19 protein-coding genes are annotated in these 17,518 nt (G+C 72.5%); 8 read left to right on the top strand and 11 right to left on the bottom strand.

The features are described 5' to 3' along the window. Window positions 1–105 precede the first annotated feature (105 nt). Complete coding sequence (locus tag OHB09_RS21735) at window positions 106–258, top strand: hypothetical protein (RefSeq protein WP_006142233.1); 153 nt, start codon at window positions 106–108, stop codon at window positions 256–258. Window positions 259–464: 206 nt separating this feature from the next. On the opposite strand, the gene OHB09_RS21730 is transcribed toward OHB09_RS21735, so the two are convergent. From OHB09_RS21730 to OHB09_RS21720, 3 genes are all read right to left on the bottom strand, one after another. After that, complete coding sequence (locus tag OHB09_RS21730; RefSeq protein ID WP_191852203.1) at window positions 465–1,070, bottom strand: MarC family protein; 606 nt, start codon at window positions 1,068–1,070, stop codon at window positions 465–467. A 529-nt stretch (window positions 1,071–1,599) separates the two neighbouring features. Then, a complete protein-coding gene (locus OHB09_RS21725; protein WP_328922394.1) occupies window positions 1,600–2,457 on the bottom strand; it encodes a PHP domain-containing protein in 858 nt (285 codons plus the stop codon). 174 nt (window positions 2,458–2,631) lie between these two features. After that, complete coding sequence (locus tag OHB09_RS21720) at window positions 2,632–3,273, bottom strand: DUF6758 family protein (RefSeq protein WP_006142230.1); 642 nt, start codon at window positions 3,271–3,273, stop codon at window positions 2,632–2,634. A 259-nt stretch (window positions 3,274–3,532) separates the two neighbouring features. On the opposite strand from OHB09_RS21720, the gene OHB09_RS21715 reads away from it, so the two are divergent. Next, a complete protein-coding gene (locus OHB09_RS21715) occupies window positions 3,533–4,825 on the top strand; it encodes an MFS transporter (RefSeq protein WP_328922393.1) in 1,293 nt (430 codons plus the stop codon). A 46-nt stretch (window positions 4,826–4,871) separates the two neighbouring features. Here the strand turns inward: OHB09_RS21715 and OHB09_RS21710 are convergent, their stop codons facing one another. Further along, window positions 4,872–5,456, bottom strand: a complete 585-nt coding sequence (locus OHB09_RS21710) for a suppressor of fused domain protein (RefSeq protein ID WP_167793177.1) — start codon at window positions 5,454–5,456, stop codon at window positions 4,872–4,874. A gap of 549 nt (window positions 5,457–6,005) precedes the next feature. Here OHB09_RS21710 and OHB09_RS21705 point away from each other — a divergent pair. Both OHB09_RS21705 and OHB09_RS21700 read left to right on the top strand, forming a co-directional pair. Further along, the gene (locus OHB09_RS21705) at window positions 6,006–7,121 is read left to right on the top strand and encodes a magnesium and cobalt transport protein CorA (RefSeq protein WP_191891660.1); all 1,116 of its coding nucleotides are present in this window, start codon (window positions 6,006–6,008) and stop codon (window positions 7,119–7,121) included. 79 nt (window positions 7,122–7,200) lie between these two features. Then, window positions 7,201–7,755 (top strand): hypothetical protein, encoded by a 555-nt coding sequence (locus OHB09_RS21700; RefSeq protein ID WP_328922392.1) that lies wholly within the window; start codon window positions 7,201–7,203, stop codon window positions 7,753–7,755. A 36-nt stretch (window positions 7,756–7,791) separates the two neighbouring features. On the opposite strand, the gene OHB09_RS21695 is transcribed toward OHB09_RS21700, so the two are convergent. Next, window positions 7,792–8,544: a hypothetical protein gene (locus OHB09_RS21695; protein WP_006142225.1), complete on the bottom strand. Its 753-nt coding sequence runs from the start codon at window positions 8,542–8,544 to the stop codon at window positions 7,792–7,794. A gap of 221 nt (window positions 8,545–8,765) precedes the next feature. Here OHB09_RS21695 and OHB09_RS21690 point away from each other — a divergent pair, with 221 nt between their 5' ends. From OHB09_RS21690 to OHB09_RS21680, 3 genes are read left to right on the top strand one after another with little or no spacing between them, the layout of a single operon-like run. Further along, entirely contained in the window at window positions 8,766–10,046 is a 1,281-nt protein-coding gene (locus OHB09_RS21690; protein WP_006142223.1) for a magnesium transporter MgtE N-terminal domain-containing protein, read from the top strand. Next, entirely contained in the window at window positions 10,036–10,674 is a 639-nt protein-coding gene (locus OHB09_RS21685) for a DUF1003 domain-containing protein (RefSeq protein WP_006142221.1), read from the top strand. The genes OHB09_RS21690 and OHB09_RS21685 overlap by 11 nt, the downstream gene beginning before the upstream one ends. A 43-nt stretch (window positions 10,675–10,717) precedes the next feature. Next, window positions 10,718–11,851 (top strand): Mrp/NBP35 family ATP-binding protein, encoded by a 1,134-nt coding sequence (locus OHB09_RS21680; RefSeq protein WP_040896361.1) that lies wholly within the window; start codon window positions 10,718–10,720, stop codon window positions 11,849–11,851. A 77-nt stretch (window positions 11,852–11,928) separates the two neighbouring features. On the opposite strand, the gene OHB09_RS21675 is transcribed toward OHB09_RS21680, so the two are convergent. The 5 genes from OHB09_RS21675 to sigE form a co-directional block, all read right to left on the bottom strand. Continuing rightward, complete coding sequence (locus tag OHB09_RS21675) at window positions 11,929–12,585, bottom strand: hypothetical protein (protein WP_006142219.1); 657 nt, start codon at window positions 12,583–12,585, stop codon at window positions 11,929–11,931. Between the two features lie 223 nt (window positions 12,586–12,808). Beyond that, entirely contained in the window at window positions 12,809–13,243 is a 435-nt protein-coding gene (locus OHB09_RS21670; RefSeq protein ID WP_040896360.1) for a sec-independent translocase, read from the bottom strand. A 192-nt stretch (window positions 13,244–13,435) separates the two neighbouring features. After that, on the bottom strand, window positions 13,436–14,401 hold the full coding sequence (locus tag OHB09_RS21665) for a S1C family serine protease (protein WP_191852199.1): 966 nt from the start codon (window positions 14,399–14,401) through the stop codon (window positions 13,436–13,438). 133 nt (window positions 14,402–14,534) lie between these two features. Further along, complete coding sequence (locus tag OHB09_RS21660) at window positions 14,535–15,518, bottom strand: zf-HC2 domain-containing protein (RefSeq protein WP_191852198.1); 984 nt, start codon at window positions 15,516–15,518, stop codon at window positions 14,535–14,537. Further along, window positions 15,515–16,291, bottom strand: coding sequence for an RNA polymerase sigma factor SigE (sigE, locus tag OHB09_RS21655; protein WP_176944968.1), 777 nt, complete (start codon window positions 16,289–16,291; stop codon window positions 15,515–15,517). Before sigE ends, OHB09_RS21660 begins: the two co-directional genes overlap by 4 nt. Window positions 16,292–16,463: 172 nt before the next feature. On the opposite strand from sigE, the gene OHB09_RS21650 reads away from it, so the two are divergent. After that, a complete protein-coding gene (locus tag OHB09_RS21650) occupies window positions 16,464–17,162 on the top strand; it encodes an O-methyltransferase (protein WP_078618380.1) in 699 nt (232 codons plus the stop codon). 138 nt (window positions 17,163–17,300) lie between these two features. On the opposite strand, the gene OHB09_RS21645 is transcribed toward OHB09_RS21650, so the two are convergent. Beyond that, window positions 17,301–17,468: a DUF3117 domain-containing protein gene (locus tag OHB09_RS21645; RefSeq protein ID WP_003966491.1), complete on the bottom strand. Its 168-nt coding sequence runs from the start codon at window positions 17,466–17,468 to the stop codon at window positions 17,301–17,303. Window positions 17,469–17,518: the final 50 nt, after the last annotated feature.

The raw sequence follows: 17,518 nt of genomic DNA, 5'->3' as shown, positions 1-17,518 counted from the left end.
GCATGCCGTTACATATGTACGTGGACGGGACGCGCCGTCGCCCCGCCTCGCACTCACCACCAGTAGTTCTCCACAGGAGGATGACCAGACGAAGGGAGAAGCCCCTTGCGCTTCGAAATCATGCACCTCGACGACGTCGACGGCACGCCCGTGGACACCACCGTCGTGGACGCCGCCTCCGTCAATCAGATCGTGCAACAGGCCGCCGCCATAGGGCAGCGCCTGTGGATCCGCCCGGCAGACACTTCCGCCTCGTAACGAAGAACCGCCGCACCGACGAACGCGCCCCACGGATGAACGCGCTGTACTGACGAACGCGCTGTACTGACGAACGCGCTGTACTGACGAACCGCGGCGAACCCGCCCCATTGACGAACGACGTACTGAAGCACAGCATGCAGCCCCTGTCCGGCACGGTGCCGGACAGGGGCTTCTTCGTGTGCGCCCGAGCGCCGGGGGCTGTTTCAGGCCCCTTGGATCACCTGGGTGACGCCGTTGATGATCTGCTGGACGGCGATCGCGGAGAGCATCATCCCGGCCAGCCGGGTCACCAGGACGACGCCCCCGTCCTTGATCAGCCGGATGATCAGCAGCGAGTGACGCATCACGAACCACAGCACGACATGGATCGCGAGGATCGCCACCCACACCGAGACCTGCGCGCTCACGCCGTCGGCGCGCTGCACGGCGAGGATCACGGACACGATCGCGCCCGGTCCGGCGAGCAGCGGCATCCCCAGCGGTACGAGGGCGACGTTGACGTCCTTGGTCTGCTTCGGTTCGTCGTTCTTGCCGGTGAGCAGGTCGAGCGCGATGAGGAGGAGCAGCAGACCGCCGGCGATCATCAGGGCGGGGATCGAGACGTGCAGGTAGTCGAGGATCTGATGGCCCAGCACGCCGAACACGGCGATGACCCCACCGGCCACGCACACGGCCTGAAGGGCCATCCGGCGCTGCACCTTGCCGGGGCGGCCCGCGGTCAGGGCGAGGAAGATCGGGGTGATCCCCGGGGGATCCATGATGACGAAGAGGGTCAGGAAGAGGGAGCCGAAGACGGCGAGGTCGAACATGTGAAGGTGCCTTGCGATGGGGTGCCGCCGGGCGGCACGTGGAGTGTCGAGTCGAGTGGAGAGATGAGGGCTGTTCCGGACCTGCCGGAACGGCCCCGGGAGCGGCCGCCGGGACCGGCGCCGCACGAGGGTGGGGGGGGGAGCGCACGAAGCGCCCGGGCACGCGGACCGGACGCGTGCGCACGACGCCCGTCGCGAGGGAGGGCTCGTCACTTCCGCCGCATGCGGCCGGTCGCCCCGGCCGCCGCGCGGGCGGGCGACTCGGGACGGTCCGCCGTGATCCCGCGACGGGGTGCGAGCCGCGGCGTCGAACTCCGCGGGGTCACGACCCGAGCGGACCGGGCCTCAGGCCCAGCCCCTCAGGCCCGGCCCTGCCGGCCCGCACCGCACGACCGACGCCGCACGGCCCTCGGCCCCGGGCCCTCGGCCGCGAGCGCGAGCCGTCCGGGTCACCGTGAGGATCACCGTCGGGCGCCGTACCCCGGAGCGTCAGGCTCCGCCCGCGCCGGGGACCGGGAAGGCCGGAGCGTCAGGCTCCGCCCGCGCCCGGGACCGGGAAGGCGCCCGTGGCGCGGCGGGTGATCTCGCCGTAGACCTCGGGGTCCGTGGCGTACTCGCCGAGGGCGACGGTCTTGCGGGTGCCGTGGTAGTCGCTGGACCCGGTGGTGAGGAGGTTCAGTTCCCCGGCCAGGCCGCGCAGCCGGGCCCTGGTGTCGGGGTCGTGGTCCATGTGGTCGACCTCGATGCCGTCCAGTCCGGCCGCGGCCATGTCCGCGATCGCGGACTCGGGGACGGTGTGGCCGCGCTTGCTCGCGGCGGGGTGGGCGAAGACGGTGACGCCGCCGGCCGCCTTCACCAGGCGGATCGCCTCGAAGGGGTCGGTCTCGTGCTTCCCCACGTGGGCGCGGCCCCCGTCGGCCAGCCAGTTCCCCGTGAAGGCCTCGTCGACGCTTCGGACGACGCCGAGTTCCACGAGGGCGGAGGCGACGTGGGGGCGGCCGACGGAGCCGCCTCGGGCGATGCGGGCGACCTGGTCCCAGGTGACGGGGACGCCGAGCTCGTTCAGCTTGGCGATCATGGCCTTGGCGCGGGGGACGCGGTCGTCGCGCACGAGCTCGCGTTCGGCGAGCAGCGCGGGCTCCTCGGGGTCGAAGAGGTAGGCCAGCAGGTGCATGCTGACGCCGTCGATGCGGCAGGAGAGCTCGGCGCCGGTCACGAGGGTGAGGCCGCTCGGCAGCGCGACGAGCGCCTCGGCGTGGCCGCGGGTGGTGTCGTGGTCGGTGAGGGCGACGACATCCAGTCCGGCGGCGGCCGCGTTGCGCACGAGTTCGGCGGGGGTGTCCGTGCCGTCGGAGGCGGTGGAGTGGGTGTGCAGGTCGATGCGCACGACGTGGGGCTCCGGGCGGACGGGACGGACGGGGACGCTCCAGGATAACGGTGCCCCCGCAGGCCACCTCGCCCGCGGGCCACCGTCCGCAGATGCACCATCCGCAGGTGCACCGACCTCGGGGGTACCGGCGGATCCACGCCCGGTCCTGTGTCGCCCCGCGTCACCCGCCCTCTACGGCTCCAGCAGCCGTGGCGACAGCGCGCCGCAGGGCAGGAGGTCGACCTCGGCACCCGCGTCGCGAAGGTCGGTCAGGACCAGTTCGTCGTACATGAGCAGGCCCGTCTGCTCGGGCCAGACGACCGCCCAGAGCCACAGCCCGCGTGCCTCGCCCGCGAAGACGGCACGGTCGTCGGGGGTGCCGGTGACGTGCCAGAGGGGGGTGGGGCGGCCCGCCGCCAGGACCTTGGCCTGCGGCGGTTTCTCGACGTTCAGGTAGGGACCGGGGTCGGGGCCGTCGATGCCCGCGTAGCGGGCGCCGAGGCCGACGCCGAGTTCCTCGGCGACCAGGATCATCTCGCCGACGCCGCCCAGGGGGCCGGGACCGGAGCACGCCACGGCCGTGGCGCGACCGCCGCTGCGGTCGTCGCCGGCGCAGGCGACACCCGTGAACAGCCAGCCGACCGGCAGGGGCCACGGCATCCACACGGGGACCCGGGTGCGGTGCACCACGACGCCGAGCGCCTCGACGCTGGGCGGTATCACGGGCTGCAGCGGGTGCACGGTCCCGTGCACGTCGCACTGCCAGGAGTCGGCGAAGAGTCCGGGAGCCCTGACCCGGCCACCGCACTTCGGGCAACTGGGTTCGCCCCTCATAAAGCCCAACGGTCCTCCCCGCACCGCCCCGCGTCAAGGACGATCACCCGTCCGGGCGGCGCCGCGCACCCGCTCCTCCCCGAGTGCCCGTCCGAGTGACTAGGTGCATATTGCATTTATTAGATCAGCTAACTTATCGTGTGTATAAGCCAACCATTTCCCGCGGCGATCCAGCCGTCCCACGCGGCCGGTCCTCCCGGCCGCCTCCACCTCGGGGTTCCGGCCCCGGCCTCGTCCCCCGTCGGGAAGGAGCGCGCACATGCGCAGCAGTACCGGAGGTCCCGCCGAGGCGGACCCGTTCGACGCGGGAGCCGGCGGCCTCCTTCGGCAGCCGAAGTCCGTCTGGGCCACCGCCGGGGCGTCCGTCGTCGCCTTCATGGGCATCGGGCTCGTCGACCCGATCCTGCCGTCCATCGCCAAGGGCCTGGACGCCACCGCGAGCCAGGTCTCGCTCCTGTTCACCTCGTACTTCCTCATCACCGCCGTGGCGATGCTGGTGACCGGCTTCGTCTCCAGCCGGATCGGCGGGCGCCGGACCCTGCTCCTCGGGCTCGCCTTCGTGGTGGTCTTCGCCGGGCTCGCCGGCACCTCGGGCTCGGTCGGGGAGCTGGTCGGGTTCCGGGCCGGGTGGGGGCTCGGCAACGCCCTGTTCGTCTCCACCGCGCTCGCCGTCATCGTCGGCGCGGCAGCCGGCGGGAGCGCGGCCGCGATCCTGCTCTACGAGTCCGCCCTGGGCCTCGGCATGGCCTGCGGCCCCCTGCTGGGCGCGCTGCTCGGCGACGCGAGCTGGCGCTACCCCTTCTTCGGCACCGCCGTCCTGATGGCGATCGGCTTCCTGTGCATCACCGCGTTCCTGAAGGAACAGCCCAGGCCCGCCCGCAGGACCTCGCTGCTCGATCCGCTCAAGGCGCTCGGGCACGGCGGCCTCGCCTCCGCGGCCGTCTCGGCCTTCTTCTACAACTACACGTTCTTCACCGTGCTGGCCTTCACACCCTTCGTGCTGAACATGACGCCGTACAAGTCCGGTGCCGTGTTCTTCGCCTGGGGCGTGCTGCTGGCCGTCTTCTCGGTGATCGTGGCCCCGCGGATGCAGAAGCGGTTCGGTTCGCTGAAGGTGCTCGGCGGTTCGCTGGTACTGCTCGCCGCCGACGTGCTGATCCTGGGCTACGGCGACCACACCACCGCCGTGGTGTGCACGGTCCTCTCCGGTGCCTTCATCGGCGTGAACAACACCGTCTACACCGAGCTGGCGCTCGGCGTGTCCGACGCGCCGCGCCCGGTGGCGAGCGCCGGCTACAACTTCGTGCGCTGGTTCGCCGCGGCGGCCGCGCCCTTCTTCGCGCCGAAGATCGAGGAGTGGACCGACGTCCACATCCCGTTCGTGGTCGCCGCCGTCACGGCGGTGGTGGGCGCGCTGGTCGTCCTGGTGCGTCGCCGGGCCCTCGCCCTCCCCCGAGCTCTCGACTCCGCTCGAGCAGGGGGGACCCTCACGGCGGAGGAACTCGAGCCGCGGCACGCAGCCGAGGACGGGGTCACCGTCTTCGCCGACTGAGATTTCGGCCAACTGGGCGGTACGCCACGACCGTTGGTGACATCGGTCACGTGAGCGGGACGGACCCGCGGGCGGGGTCCCGCAGGTCCGTCCCGTGCGTCAGCCAGCGCTCCTGGAGGGCGCCCGCGCCCTGCACGCGCTTCCACGCGGCCTCGTTGGGCGTCATGGGCAGCAGCGGCAGGAACCGCACGGGGTCCCTCGGCGGGTCGAGTTCCAGGTCCTCCACCAGCCCGCCCGGCTCCGCGACCAGTACGGAGGTGAAGGGGGCGCCCGGCCACAGCGGCCCGCCCACGTCGAGGGAGGCACCGGGGGCCACCACCACCCCCTCCACCTGCGGGGAAGCGGCCAGCACGGCGAGCGGTCGGAGCACCTTGTCGGTGTCGGCGCGCCCGGCGCGGACGGAGAGGACCAGCTCGGCGCGCGGGCCCTGGACCGGGTCGGCGAGGGCCGCGGTGGGGTCGCTCATGGGCTGGGCGGACATGCCGAGCGTGGCGTAACGGACGATGTCCCCGTCCGTGAAACGCAGCACCTCGATGCGGTCCGTTCCGAGGAAGGTGACCGCCGCGCGCGCGTCCGGTTCGCCCAGCGCGGTGCGCAGCCGGGCCTCGACGAGGGGGAGAACATCTGCCATGCCGCGAGCATAGAACTCGCCAGTACAGGGCAAAGCGGCGCCTTGACGCGCCGGTCGGCTGATACGCTGAGCCGGTCGCTCGGGGCAGCACGCAGAAGCGTGGCGCTCAGGCCCCGACGCCCATGAAACTCCCCTACACGGGGCACCCTTAAACAAGGGAAGTGGATCGTCCCCCACGGGGGACCGGCCGGAGGAGGTGGGGCTGGCATGGACCGAAGTCGACCGTGCAGTACCACCCGCTCTTCCCGCCGCTGACGCGGTCTCCCCGGTCATCCCTTCCGACCGGCCGTCGCCTCATCGCCTGCGCGCACCACGGAAGAGCTCGTGCGTTTCGCCTTGTCTGATCTGTCTGATTCATCTGGTCCGCATGATCCGAGCGTTCCGCCCGATCATGCCCGGCCTGTATCAGCAGCGAAGCTCGCCACCGCGACGGCGCGGTGCTCCCCGCTTTGTGGACGTGCCGAAGTCTCCACGTCAGAACGTCCTCATTCCGGGCAGTTCCACCCCTCGTAGCGGCCTTTCGTTGCCCGCACCGCGAAGGAGCCTGCCATGTCGATGATCCGTGACCTGCGTGCCGTGGTCCGCCCGTCCCGCCCGGCCACCCGCAAGGACAACGGCACCTACGACGCCACGCGCGACCCCGCCACGCCCTCCGCCGTCGTCGACTGCGCCGTCTACCGCGACGGCGCCCGCGTCGACACGCCGGGCCGGCTCACCCCGCAGGAGGCGATGCGCCTCGTGCGGCGCGACGGCGGCTTCGCCTGGATCGGCCTGCACGAGCCGACCGGCGCCGAATTCGCCGCGCTCGCGGGCGAGTTCGGGCTGCACCCGCTCGCCGTGGAGGACGCGGTCACCGCCCACCAGCGGCCCAAGCTGGAGCGGTACGACGACACCCTGTTCACCGTCTTCAAGACGATCCACTACGTGGAGCACGACCGGCTCACCGCGAACAGCCAGGTCGTGGAGACCGGCGAGGTCATGTGCTTCACCGGCCGGGACTTCTTCATCACCGTCCGGCACGGCGGCCAGGGCTCACTGCGGGCACTGCGCAACCGGCTGCAGTGCGACCCCGAGCTGCTCGCCAAGGGCCCCTCCGCGGTGCTGCACGCGATCGCCGACCACGTCGTCGACGGCTACATCGCGGTCGCCGACGCCATGCAGGACGACATCGACGAGGTGGAGACCGAGGTGTTCTCGCCGGGCCGCAAGGGCACCCCGCGGGGCACCGACGCCGGGCAGATCTACCAGCTCAAGCGCGAGGTGCTGGAGTTCAAGCGGGCGGTATCGCCGCTGCTGCGGCCGATGCAGCTCCTCAGCGAGCGGCCGATGCGGCTGATCGACCCGGACATCCAGAAGTACTTCCGCGACGTCGCCGACCACCTCGCCCGGGTGCAGGAGCAGGTCGTCGGCTTCGACGAGCTGCTGAACTCCATCCTCCAGGCCAACCTCGCGCAGGCGTCCGTCGCGCAGAACGAGGACATGCGCAAGATCACCTCGTGGGCGGCGATCATCGCCGTGCCGACGATGGTGTGCGGGGTGTACGGGATGAACTTCCAGCACATGCCGGAACTGCACTGGCGCTATGGCTACCCCGTCGTCATGTGCGTCACGGTCGCCCTGTGTCTGACCATCCACCGCACGCTGAAGCGCAACGGGTGGCTGTGAGGCGCCGGAACGCGCAGGGCGCTTCCCGGGGCCGCGAAGTGCCGCGGAGGCCCGGGAAGGGCCGCTATACCCTGAGCGCATGACGACTGAGCTGCTCGCGCGGGCCCTCGTAGAGGAGGCCACGAAGAAGTCCGGACTGATCTGGGTGCGTGCCGGGGGCCTCGCCGCGGACGGCGAGGACGAGGCGGCGCCCGGCCCGGCGCGGGCGCTGTGGCACGTCTGGCACGAGGGCGCGGCCTGTGTGGTCGGCGACGGGCCCGGGGAGCAGCCGCTGCCGGGGCTGGCCGACGGCGGCGAGGCCGTCGTGACGGTGCGCAGCAAGGACAAGGGCGGGCGGATCGCGAGCTGGCCCGCGAAGGTGGTGGAGCTCGCGCCGGGCTCGGCCGCCTGGGAGGCCGCGGTGGGCGAGCTCAAGGGGAAGCGGCTGAACGCCGCGGACGGCGAGACGATGCCGGAGCGCTGGCGGCGGGAGTGCCGGGTGCTGCGGCTGGAGCCGGCCGGCTCCTCCGCGGAGCTGCCCTCCTCCTCGCTGGCGGCGGCGCCGGTGGAGACGCCGGTGACGACGCGGGAGCCGGTCCCGGCGGCGCTCCCCCGGCTGCTGTGGCGCCGAGGGCGTCGGGGGCGCCGCGGGTAGGCCCCCGGCGGGCCGGACCCGCCGGGGAACGGTGCCTCAGCCGGTGGGGAGGTTCCTGCCGTAGTCGAGGGTGTCCGCCGCGGGGGGCTCCTCGGGGGTGAAGGGCTTGTCCCAGTCGGTGAGGGTGAGCGCGCCCGCGTTGCCCGCGCGGGAGAGCCGCAGCGGGTAGGGCTTGCCCTCCAGGGAGACGTCGAGCGCCCCGCCCGATCCGTCGCCGCCGGCGAGCCGCACCGTGCGGACGCCGTCGACCTCGTGCCGCCCGTCCGTCGAGACCGTCCCGTGCAGCGTGAGCAGTCCCGTGAGCAGCGTGTCCTTGTCGGTGAACCCGCTGAAGCGCTTGTACGCCGGGTCCTGCTCGGGCACCTTCACGTACTTGCCGCCCAGCTTCTCCGCCGCCGTCCCGGCCGTGCCGCCGCTCCCGCCGTTCTCCTGCCGCCAGAACCCCGCGCCGGCCTTGAGGTAGAGCCGCTCCCCGACCCGCAGGAGCTGGAACGTGGTGTCCTTGGACGTCACCGCGCCCGAGGCGCCCTCGTCCGACAGCTTTATGTCGAGCTTGTACGTCGTCTTCCCGCTGACGACGCTGCCGGACAGCCGTACGGTTGCGGCCTGGTCCGCCGCCGCGAGCGTGCGTTTCCTGATCTGCTCCGCGGGCAGTCTGCCCACCCCGTTCGTGCCCGCGTCGGGGTCCTCTCCGCACCCTGTCAGCCCCGTCGCCGTCACCACCAGTCCGGCACACAGCGCACCCGCGAGTGCGGTCCTGCGGGTACGGCCCAGGGGAGTTGCAGTCACAGGTGGGGTGCCTCTCGTGTGATCCGCCATCGGCGTACCGCAGCGTACCGGTGCGCCGTGCCCCCTCCGGAGCCGGTCCGTCCGGACCCCTCACCAGGGCATTCCGTACCGGGACCGGCTAGCCTGAACCCGGTCTTGCGGGGCAGTCGGGAACAGGACGCGCACACGCACACAGAGTGCGCGCAGGTCACGGACGCACGGCACGCAAAGGAGGCGCGTGGATGGCGGCAAGCGCCCCTCGCATCTTCGTCTCGCACCTGTCCGGCGTCGCCGTCTTCGATCCGACCGGCGACCAGGTGGGCCGCGTCCGCGATCTGGTCGTCATGTTCCGGGTGGACCGGTTGCCGCCGCGGCTGCTCGGACTGGTCGTCGAGCTGTCGACCCGGCGCCGTATCTTCCTTCCCATGACCCGTGTGACGAGCATCGAGTCCGGTCAGGTCATCTCCACCGGTGTGCTCAACGTGCGCCGTTTCGAACAGCGCCCCACCGAGCGGCTGGTCTTCGGGGAACTGCTGGACCGGCGGGTCACGCTGGTGGAAGGCGGCGAGGAGGTCACCGTCCTGGACCTGTCGGTGCAGCAGCTCCCCGCGCGCCGGGACTGGGAGATCGACCGCGTCTTCGTCCGCAAGCGCGGCCGGGGCGGGGCCTTCCGGCGCAACCGGGGCGAGACCCTCACCGTCGAGTGGAACGCGGTCACCGGCTTCTCCCTGGAGGAGCAGGGCCAGGGCGCCGAGAACCTGCTCGCCACCTTCGAGCAGCTCCGCCCCGCCGACCTCGCCAACGTGCTGCACCACCTCTCCGCCAAGCGCCGCGCCGAGGTCGCCGCGGCCCTGGACGACGACCGTCTCGCCGACGTCCTGGAGGAACTGCCCGAGGACGACCAGATCGAGATCCTCGGCAAGCTGAAGGAGGAGCGCGCCGCCGACGTCCTGGAGGCGATGGACCCCGACGACGCCGCCGACCTGCTCGCCGAGCTGCCCGAGGAGGACCAGGAGCGGCTGCTGAGCCTGATGGAGCCCGCGGGTGCCGCCGACATGCGCCGGCTGATGGCGTACGAGGAGCACACGGCGGGCGGTCTGATGACGACCGAGCCGATCATCCTGCGCCCCGACGACACCGTCGCCGACGCGCTCGCCCGGGTCCGCAACCCCGACCTGTCCCCCGCGCTCGCCGCGCAGGTGTACGTGTGCCGGCCGCCGGACGACACGCCGACCGGCAAGTACCTCGGCACGGTCCACTTCCAGCGGCTGCTGCGCGATCCCCCGTACACGCTGGTCAGTTCGATCCTCGACGACGATCTGCAGTCGCTGTCCCCGGACGACGCGCTGCCCGTGGTCGCCGGGTTCTTCGCCGCCTACGACATGGTGGCGGCGCCGGTCGTCGACGAGTCGGGCTCGCTCCTCGGCGCGGTGACGGTGGACGACGTCCTGGACCACATGCTGCCCGAGGACTGGCGCGAGACGGAGTTCCACCTCGGGGAGGGGGCGCCCGGTGACTCCTGACCGCGAGTCGCGCGAGCGCGCTCCCGTGGGCGCCACCGCGAGCTCCCGCCCACGCGCCCGGCTGGACCAGCCGCGCCCGCCGCGCCGCCGGCTGCTGCCGGAATACGACCCGGAGGCGTTCGGACGCCTCTCCGAACGCATCGCGCGTTTCCTGGGCACCGGGCGGTTCATCGTCTGGATGACGATCGTCATCATCCTGTGGGTGGTGTGGAACGTGGCCGCGCCCGAGCATCTGCGCTTCGACCAGTACCCGTTCATCTTCCTGACGCTGATGCTGTCGCTGCAGGCCTCCTACGCCGCCCCGCTGATCCTGCTCGCGCAGAACCGGCAGGACGACCGGGACCGGGTCAACCTCGAGCAGGACCGTAAGCAGAACGAGCGGTCGATCGCCGACACCGAGTACCTGACGCGGGAGATCGCCGCGCTGCGCATGGGGCTCGGGGAGGTGGCGACCCGCGACTGGATCCGCTCCGAACTGCAGGACCTCGTCAAGGAGCTGGAGGGCCGTCACGACGGGCGTCCGGACGGCCACGCCGAGGGACGCGCGAACGGCCACCGGGACCTTCCCCCGGGCCCCCGGCGGCTCCCGCCCGGCTCCGGACGGGGACGTGACGCAGAAGACCGCTGAGGGACTGCCCGAGGGTGGTGCCCCGCGCCGTACCATCGTGGACATGGCTACGGAAGACGCGGTGCGCGAGGCGCTGGCGACGGTGAACGACCCCGAGATCCATCGACCCATCACCGAGCTGGGGATGGTCAAATCGGTGGAGATCGGCGCGGACGGCGCGGTCGCCGTGACCGTGTACCTGACGGTCTCCGGCTGTCCGATGCGCGACACGATCACCCAGCGGGTGACCGAGGCGGTCTCCCGCGTGGAGGGTGTCACCCGGGTCGACGTCACGCTGGACGTGATGAGCGACGAGCAGCGCAAGGAGCTGGCCTCCGCCCTGCGCGGCGGCCAGGCCGAGCGCGAGGTCCCCTTCGCCAAGCCCGGTTCGCTGACCCGGGTCTACGCGGTGGCCTCGGGCAAGGGCGGCGTGGGCAAGTCCTCCGTCACCGTCAACCTGGCGGCGGCCATGGCGGCCGACGGGCTGAAGGTGGGCGTCGTCGACGCCGACATCTACGGCCACAGCGTGCCCCGGATGCTGGGCGCGGACGGCCGTCCCACCCAGGTCGAGAACATGATCATGCCGCCCTCCGCCAATGGCGTGAAGGTCATCTCCATCGGCATGTTCACCCCGGGCAACGCCCCGGTGGTCTGGCGCGGCCCGATGCTGCACCGCGCGCTGCAGCAGTTCCTGGCGGACGTGTACTGGGGCGACCTGGACGTGCTGCTGCTCGACCTCCCGCCGGGCACCGGTGACATCGCCATCTCCGTGGCCCAGCTCGTGCCGAACGCCGAGATCCTCGTGGTGACGACGCCGCAGCAGGCGGCGGCCGAGGTCGCCGAGCGCGCCGGTTCCATCGCCGTGCAGACCCACCAGAAGATCGTCGGCGTGGTCGAGAACATGTCGGGCCTGCCGTGCCCGCACTGCGGCGAGATGGTCGACGTGTTCGGCACCGGCGGCGGTCAGACCGTCGCCGACGGCCTGACCCGCACCACCGGCGCCACGGTCCCCGTCCTCGGCTCCATCCCGATCGACGTCCGCCTGCGCGAGGGCGGCGACGAGGGCAAGCCGGTCGTCCTCAGCGACCCCGAGTCCCCGGCCGGCTCGGCGCTGCGCGCGATCGCGGGCAAGCTGGGCGGCCGCCAGCGCGGTCTTGCCGGCATGACCCTGGGCCTCACCCCGAAGAACAAGTTCTAGAAGAGCGCCTTCCGCACACGGACCGGTGCCCGCGCCCCTGAGGGGGCGCGGGCACCGGTCCGTGTGGCTGCCGGGGCTCAGGCGTAGGCGGCGATCTCCGCGACGGCGAAGCCCAGGCCGTAGGCGCTCATCCCGCGCCCGTACGCCCCCACGTGCACCCCTTGCTCGGTGGAGCCGGCCAGGACCCAGCCGAACTCGGACTCCCGGTAGTGGAACGGCGTCGGCACGCCGTCCACCGGCAGCGAGAGCGAGGACCACTCAGGTCCGTCCAGGTCGTCGGCGAGGATCCACGCCGTCTCGGTCTGCTGGGCCAGCCAGTCGTCCCGCAGCGTGTGGTCGAGCTGTCCGGGCCAGGTGCAGGTGAGCAGGCCCGCGCCCGCGAGCCAGGCCGCGGAGGACACCGAGGTGGCCTCGAGCTGCCCAGTGCCGTCCGGGCTGCGCCGGCCCGGGTGCGCGGCGACGGTCACCACGACCGCGAACCGTTCCTTCTCGTCCTCCGTCGTCTCGTGGCGGATGGACGGCTCGTCGCCGTGTCCGAGCGAACCGTGCTCCACCGCGCCGTCGGCTGCGGTGCCCACCTGCATCAGCCAGCGCGGCCCCGTGAACGCCTCGTCGAGGCCGTACCAAGGGAAGGGCGCGCGCAGGTAGCCGTCGACCGTGCGCCGGGCGGAGGGGACCTGTTGTCCGTCCTCCGCGGCCGGCGCCTGCGCGCCCACCCGACTCGTCGTCTCCATGTACCCGGACGCCTCCTCAGTTCCCGGCGCGACCCGAGCGGCCCGCCCCCCACGGGCGTCCTCGCTCTTTTCTGGTCCGCGCAACAACTGGGCAGCATAGCCACCGCACCCCGGGCGACCGGGAAACACCCGGCGCGTACGGCCTCGTACGCGTCGTACGAGCGCCGGTCGGGTGTCCGACACGCGGAGCCGGGGCGCACGCGGGGCGCGGCCCCGGCGGGGGTCAGGTGGCGTCGGCGTCGAAGGGCGGGCGCTCCTGCGGCGCGTCCTTCTTGGTGAGCTCGGGCTTCTTGCGCATGTCGACCGCGGCGCCGGAGGAGCCCGCCGGCTCGGCCTCGCTGCTGTGGACCGCCTCCGCGACCTCGGCCATCTCCTTCTTCAGGTCGAAGCCGTTGCGGATCTCCTTCAGCCCCAGTTCGTCGTTCTCCATCTGCTTGCGGATGAACGTCTTGGGGTTGAGGTCCTCGAACTCGAAGTCCTTGAACTCCGGGCCGAGCTCCTTGCGGATGTCCTGCTTGGCGCTCTCCGAGAACTCGCGGACCTTGCGGATCATCCGCATGGTGTCCTGGATGACCTTCGGGAGCTTGTCCGGACCGAAGACGAGCACGGCGAGGACGACGATCGTCAACAGCTCGAACGTTCCTATGTCATTGAACACCTGAAGCTCCTCGCGATGTCCGCGGCCCTCGGCCCTCGCTCTTCCGGTCAGGACTTCCGTGGTGCGGGCCCGGTCCACGGTACCCGCCGACACCCGGGGACCGGTACCGCCCCGGGCCGCGTACCGCCCGTACACGCCGCGTTCTTCCCGCCGTGTCCCGCGCGGGTGAGGGTGTTCGCCGGGTCCGGGTGTTCAGCCGGTGCCTCCGGCGCGGTCCTTGGCGATCAGTTCCTCGGCGACCTCTCGGGCGTGGTTGACGGGGATGGCGAAGCCGAGCCCTATCGAGCCCGCCGTGCCCTCCTCGGCGCCGGAGTCGGCGTCGGCTGCCCGGATGGCGGAGTTGATGCCGACGACGCGGGCACGGCCGTCCAGGAGGGGCCCGCCGGAGTTGCCGGGGTTGATCGGGGCGTCGGTCTGGAGGGCGTCGGTGTACGACACGTCGTCGTCCTCGCCCTTCTCGCCGTCCGCGGTGACGGACCGCTCGGTGGCGCTGACGATGCCGGCGGTGACGGTGCCCGGCAGGTCGAAGGGGGCGCCGATCGCCACGACCGGGTCCCCGACGCGGACGCCGTCGGAGTCGCCGAGGGGCAGCGGGGTGCGGTGGGCGGTGTCCTCGACCTCGACGACGGCCAGGTCGGAACGGGTGTCCCGGCCGACGACGCCGGCGCGGGCGGTCGTGCCGTCGGCGAAGGTCACGGATATCTCGCCGCCGTCGGAGTCGCCGGGGGCGACGACGTGGTTGTTGGTCAGGATGCGGCCGTGGGTGTCGAACACGAAGCCGGTTCCGGTGTCCTGCTGACCGACACCCCGGACGTGGAGGGTGACGACGCCGGGGAGGGCGTCGGCGGCGATCTCGGACACGCTGCGGGCGGGGCGGTCCGGGAGGTCGCGGCCGGTCTCGGGGAGCGTGGCCCGCAGGTTCTCGTGCTCCAGTAGGGCGCCCACGGCGAGGCCGGTGGCGCCGGAGACGAGGAGGACGGCGAGGGCGGCGGTGACCAGGGTGCGCCGAGGCGTACGGGGGCGCTGGGGGGCGGGTAGAGGGGTGTTCCGGAACGGGGTGGGCGACCAGGGGTCGTAGCGGTGCCACGGGGACGTGGTGGGGGCGGTGGTGACGGCCGGGCGGGAGAGGCCCGGCTCGATGTCGCCGTCCTGGGTCATGATTCCTCCGTGGGAGCGCGCCTCCTCGGATTCAACCAGGTCCGGACCTGTTTTTCCTCGCCCGCGCTCGCCTCCCCCGGTCCCCGGGGCAGTCCCGGGGACACTCAGGAAGGACGCCGCCCACAGGCCGTGGTCACGGCAGTGCCGGAGGGAGGGGCGGGGGCGTCAGGCCCGGGGGCGCGGGCCAGGTGCCGAGCCGGAGGGGGCTCGCCGTCAGGGAACGGATCAGCGGGGAGACGGCGACCGTGCCGGCCGCGACCTGTGGCGGTGCCGGTGTCGGTGCCGTCAGGGTGCGCGCGGCGTTCCGGGCGTTCTGCGGGGTCTGTACGTCCCGCGCCTGCGCTCCGCCGGCCGTCGGTGCCCCCGGCAGGAGGGGCGCGCCGATGCCCACGGGCACCGCCGGGTCCTCCTGCGCCCGCCGGCCCTGCGCCAGCAGGGGGCCTCCGCCGCGGCGCCGGCGGTTCTCGGTCGTCGCCGCGGTCGTGGCGGCCGTCTGGGCCGGGCTGACGTTGCTGCCGGCGCCCGCGCCGCCCCGCGCCTGTGAGGCCGTGTCGGTGGGGCTGCCCGCGGTCACCCCGCCGAGCGCTATCGCGGCCAGGGACACGGCTCCGGCCGCGACGAACGCGAACCGGAGCCCGCGCGAGGCCGCACGCTCCTCGGGACGGCCCACGTGGGCGATGCGGAAACCGTGGTCGCCGCCGGGGTCCCCGGACAGCGCGTGGCCCTCGGACGGGGACAGCGCGCTCGCGTGGGCGCCCGAGGGGACGTAGCGGAAGGGGTCGGCCAGGGAGCCGAAGAGGCCGGCCTCCGGCGACGTCCGCCCGGGACGGCCCTCGCGGCGGCCCTCGGCCGGCGGTGGGCCGCCCTCGGGGTCGCTTCCGGCGGGCAGGCCCTGCAGACGGGCCAGGAAGCTCTCGGAGGGAGGCGGCGGAGCGGCCTTGGCGAAGACGCTCTTGAGCTGCCGCTGGGCATCGGCCTCGGCCTTGCACTTCGCGCAGGTGGCGAGGTGCGCCAGGACGCGCTCACGCGACTCGTGACCGAGTTCTCCGTCCACCAGGGCGGAGAGCCGGTCTCCCAGATGCTGTTCGGCCGGTGTGGGACGAAGTGATCCACTCACGCGGTCGCGCCCCCTCCTCCCAGCGCGGGCACACCCGGGAACGCGAAACCGCGCCGCTTCTCGGCACGCGCCTGGGGGGACCGGTGGGCGAGTGCCTTGCGGAGCTGGGAGCGGCCCCGGTGGATCCGGGAGCGGACCGTGCCGAGCTTGACGCCGAGGGTCGCGGCGATCTCCTCGTAGGAGAGGCCCTCGATGTCACAGAGGACTACGGCGGCACGGAACTCGGGCGCGAGGGTGTCGAGCGCCTGCTGCACGTCCGCGTCGAAGTGGGCGTCGTTGAAGATCTGCTGCGGGGTGGGCTCGCGGCTGGGCAGCCGCTCCGCCGCGTCGTCCCCGAGGGCGTCGAAGCGGATGCGCTGCTTGCGGCGGACCATGTCGAGGAAGAGGTTCGTGGTGATGCGGTGCAGCCAGCCCTCGAAGGTGCCGGGCGTGTACGTCGACAGGGAGCGGAAGACGCGGACGAAGACCTCCTGGGTGAGGTCCTCGGCGTCGTGCTGGTTTCCCGTCAGACGGTAGGCGAGGCGGTAGACACGGCCGCTGTGGGTGCTGACGATCTCCTCCCATGTGGGCGGAGTCCACGCCTGCGAGTCCGCTTCAGTGGAGAAGGTCGCCGTCTGAGCGGAGTCGGCGGGCTGGGTGCTGTCAGCAGTGTCGGTCACGGATTTCGGCCTGCCCGCCGGGCCGAGGAGTCGTCGAAACGCTCCTCCCCGTTCCTCGCGCGCGGCCGCACCTCCCCTGTCGGCTCTGGTGGTGTCCAGTGGAGCCCCTACCATAGCCACCCCGCCCGTTAGCTCCGGATAAGCGGTTTTACGAGAATTTGATACGCGCTGATCCGGCTCATGCGGACGCGTCAGCAGTTGCTCGCCGCACGTCGTCATCTCCCGCCCCCGCTCGCTCCCCCGTCGGCTGCCCCGTCCCTTCACGTCCCTTTTAACGCCCGGTCCCATCTGCGGGTTCCCGACGCCAACGGATACAGTCACGCCGAGGCAACAACGGGGACAGGAGAGGGTCATTACCGCCAACCGGCAGACGAGCTGGGCGTTCGCCGACGCCTTTGTCGCCGAGGACGACGCGCTGCACTGGGCCCGGGAGCGGGCCCGGGAGGCAGGGCTGCGCTCGGTGTCGCCCGGCGCGGGTGCGGCCCTGCGGTTGCTCGCGGCCACCGTGGACGCCAAGGCCGTGGCGGAGATCGGCACGGGTACCGGCGTGTCGGGCATCCACCTGCTGCACGGCATGCGCCCGGACGGCGTGCTGACCACCGTGGACCCCGAGCCTGAGCGTCAGCAGTTCGCCCGGCAGGCCTTCCGCGCTGCGGGCTTCGCCAGCAATCGGGCCCGCTTCATCCCCGGCCGCGCCCTGGACGTGCTGCCCCGGCTCGCCGACGCGGGCTACGACCTGGTGTTCTGCGACGGCGACCGCATGGAGTGCCTCGACTACCTCGCTGAATCGTTGCGGCTGCTGCGGCCGGGCGGGCTGGTCGTCTTCGAGGGCGTCTTCGCCGACGGGCGGACCATCGACTCCGGTCCGCAGCCCGCCGAGGTGGTCCGGCTGCGGGAGCTGCTGCGGGCGGTGCGGGAGAGCCAGGACCTGGTGCCCTCGCTGCTGCCGGTGGGCGACGGCCTGCTGTGCGCGGTCAAGCGCTGAGACGCGCGGGCGTCCGGGGCAGGCCGTGACGGGCGGCCGCAGGAAGCCGCGCCGGAGCGGCGGCCCGGGAAAACGAGCGACCCGGGCATCGTTGTCCCGATGCCCGGGTCACTGAAGGGGGTAAGGGCCGCTCGCGCCTCAGCCGACGACCTTCTTCAGGGCGTCGCCGAGCGCGTCGGCCTCGTCCGGGGTCAGCTCGACGACGAGTCGGCCCCCGCCTTCGAGCGGAACGCGCATGACGATGCCCCGCCCCTCCTTGGTCACCTCGAGCGGGCCGTCACCCGTCCGCGGCTTCATGGCCGCCATGCTCGTTCCCCTTCCTGAAACCAGGTCATCGTCAGCCGACGGCCCCCGCG

This window comes from Streptomyces griseoaurantiacus (assembly GCF_036189845.1).
In the GTDB taxonomy this organism is placed as follows: Bacteria; Actinomycetota; Actinomycetes; order Streptomycetales; family Streptomycetaceae; genus Streptomyces; species Streptomyces griseoaurantiacus.
Note: the sequence above shows the minus strand (reverse complement) of the source record. Positions and strands in the feature narration are given on the sequence as shown.

What these genes read in the sequence shown, in the direction of transcription:
- OHB09_RS21730 (WP_191852203.1), bottom strand. Translation starts at nt 1,070, where the DNA reads ATGTTCGACCTCGCCGTCTTCGGCTCCCTCTTCCTGACCCTCTTCGTC.
- OHB09_RS21720 (WP_006142230.1), bottom strand. Translation starts at nt 3,273, where the DNA reads ATGAGGGGCGAACCCAGTTGCCCGAAGTGCGGTGGCCGGGTCAGGGCT.
- OHB09_RS21715 (WP_328922393.1), top strand. Translation starts at nt 3,533, where the DNA reads ATGCGCAGCAGTACCGGAGGTCCCGCCGAGGCGGACCCGTTCGACGCG.
- OHB09_RS21710 (WP_167793177.1), bottom strand. Translation starts at nt 5,456, where the DNA reads ATGGCAGATGTTCTCCCCCTCGTCGAGGCCCGGCTGCGCACCGCGCTG.
- OHB09_RS21705 (WP_191891660.1), top strand. Translation starts at nt 6,006, where the DNA reads ATGTCGATGATCCGTGACCTGCGTGCCGTGGTCCGCCCGTCCCGCCCG.
- OHB09_RS21700 (WP_328922392.1), top strand. Translation starts at nt 7,201, where the DNA reads ATGACGACTGAGCTGCTCGCGCGGGCCCTCGTAGAGGAGGCCACGAAG.
- OHB09_RS21690 (WP_006142223.1), top strand. Translation starts at nt 8,766, where the DNA reads ATGGCGGCAAGCGCCCCTCGCATCTTCGTCTCGCACCTGTCCGGCGTC.
- OHB09_RS21680 (WP_040896361.1), top strand. Translation starts at nt 10,718, where the DNA reads ATGGCTACGGAAGACGCGGTGCGCGAGGCGCTGGCGACGGTGAACGAC.
- OHB09_RS21675 (WP_006142219.1), bottom strand. Translation starts at nt 12,585, where the DNA reads ATGGAGACGACGAGTCGGGTGGGCGCGCAGGCGCCGGCCGCGGAGGAC.
- OHB09_RS21665 (WP_191852199.1), bottom strand. Translation starts at nt 14,401, where the DNA reads ATGACCCAGGACGGCGACATCGAGCCGGGCCTCTCCCGCCCGGCCGTC.
- sigE (WP_176944968.1), bottom strand. Translation starts at nt 16,291, where the DNA reads ATGGTAGGGGCTCCACTGGACACCACCAGAGCCGACAGGGGAGGTGCG.
- OHB09_RS21645 (WP_003966491.1), bottom strand. Translation starts at nt 17,468, where the DNA reads ATGGCGGCCATGAAGCCGCGGACGGGTGACGGCCCGCTCGAGGTGACC.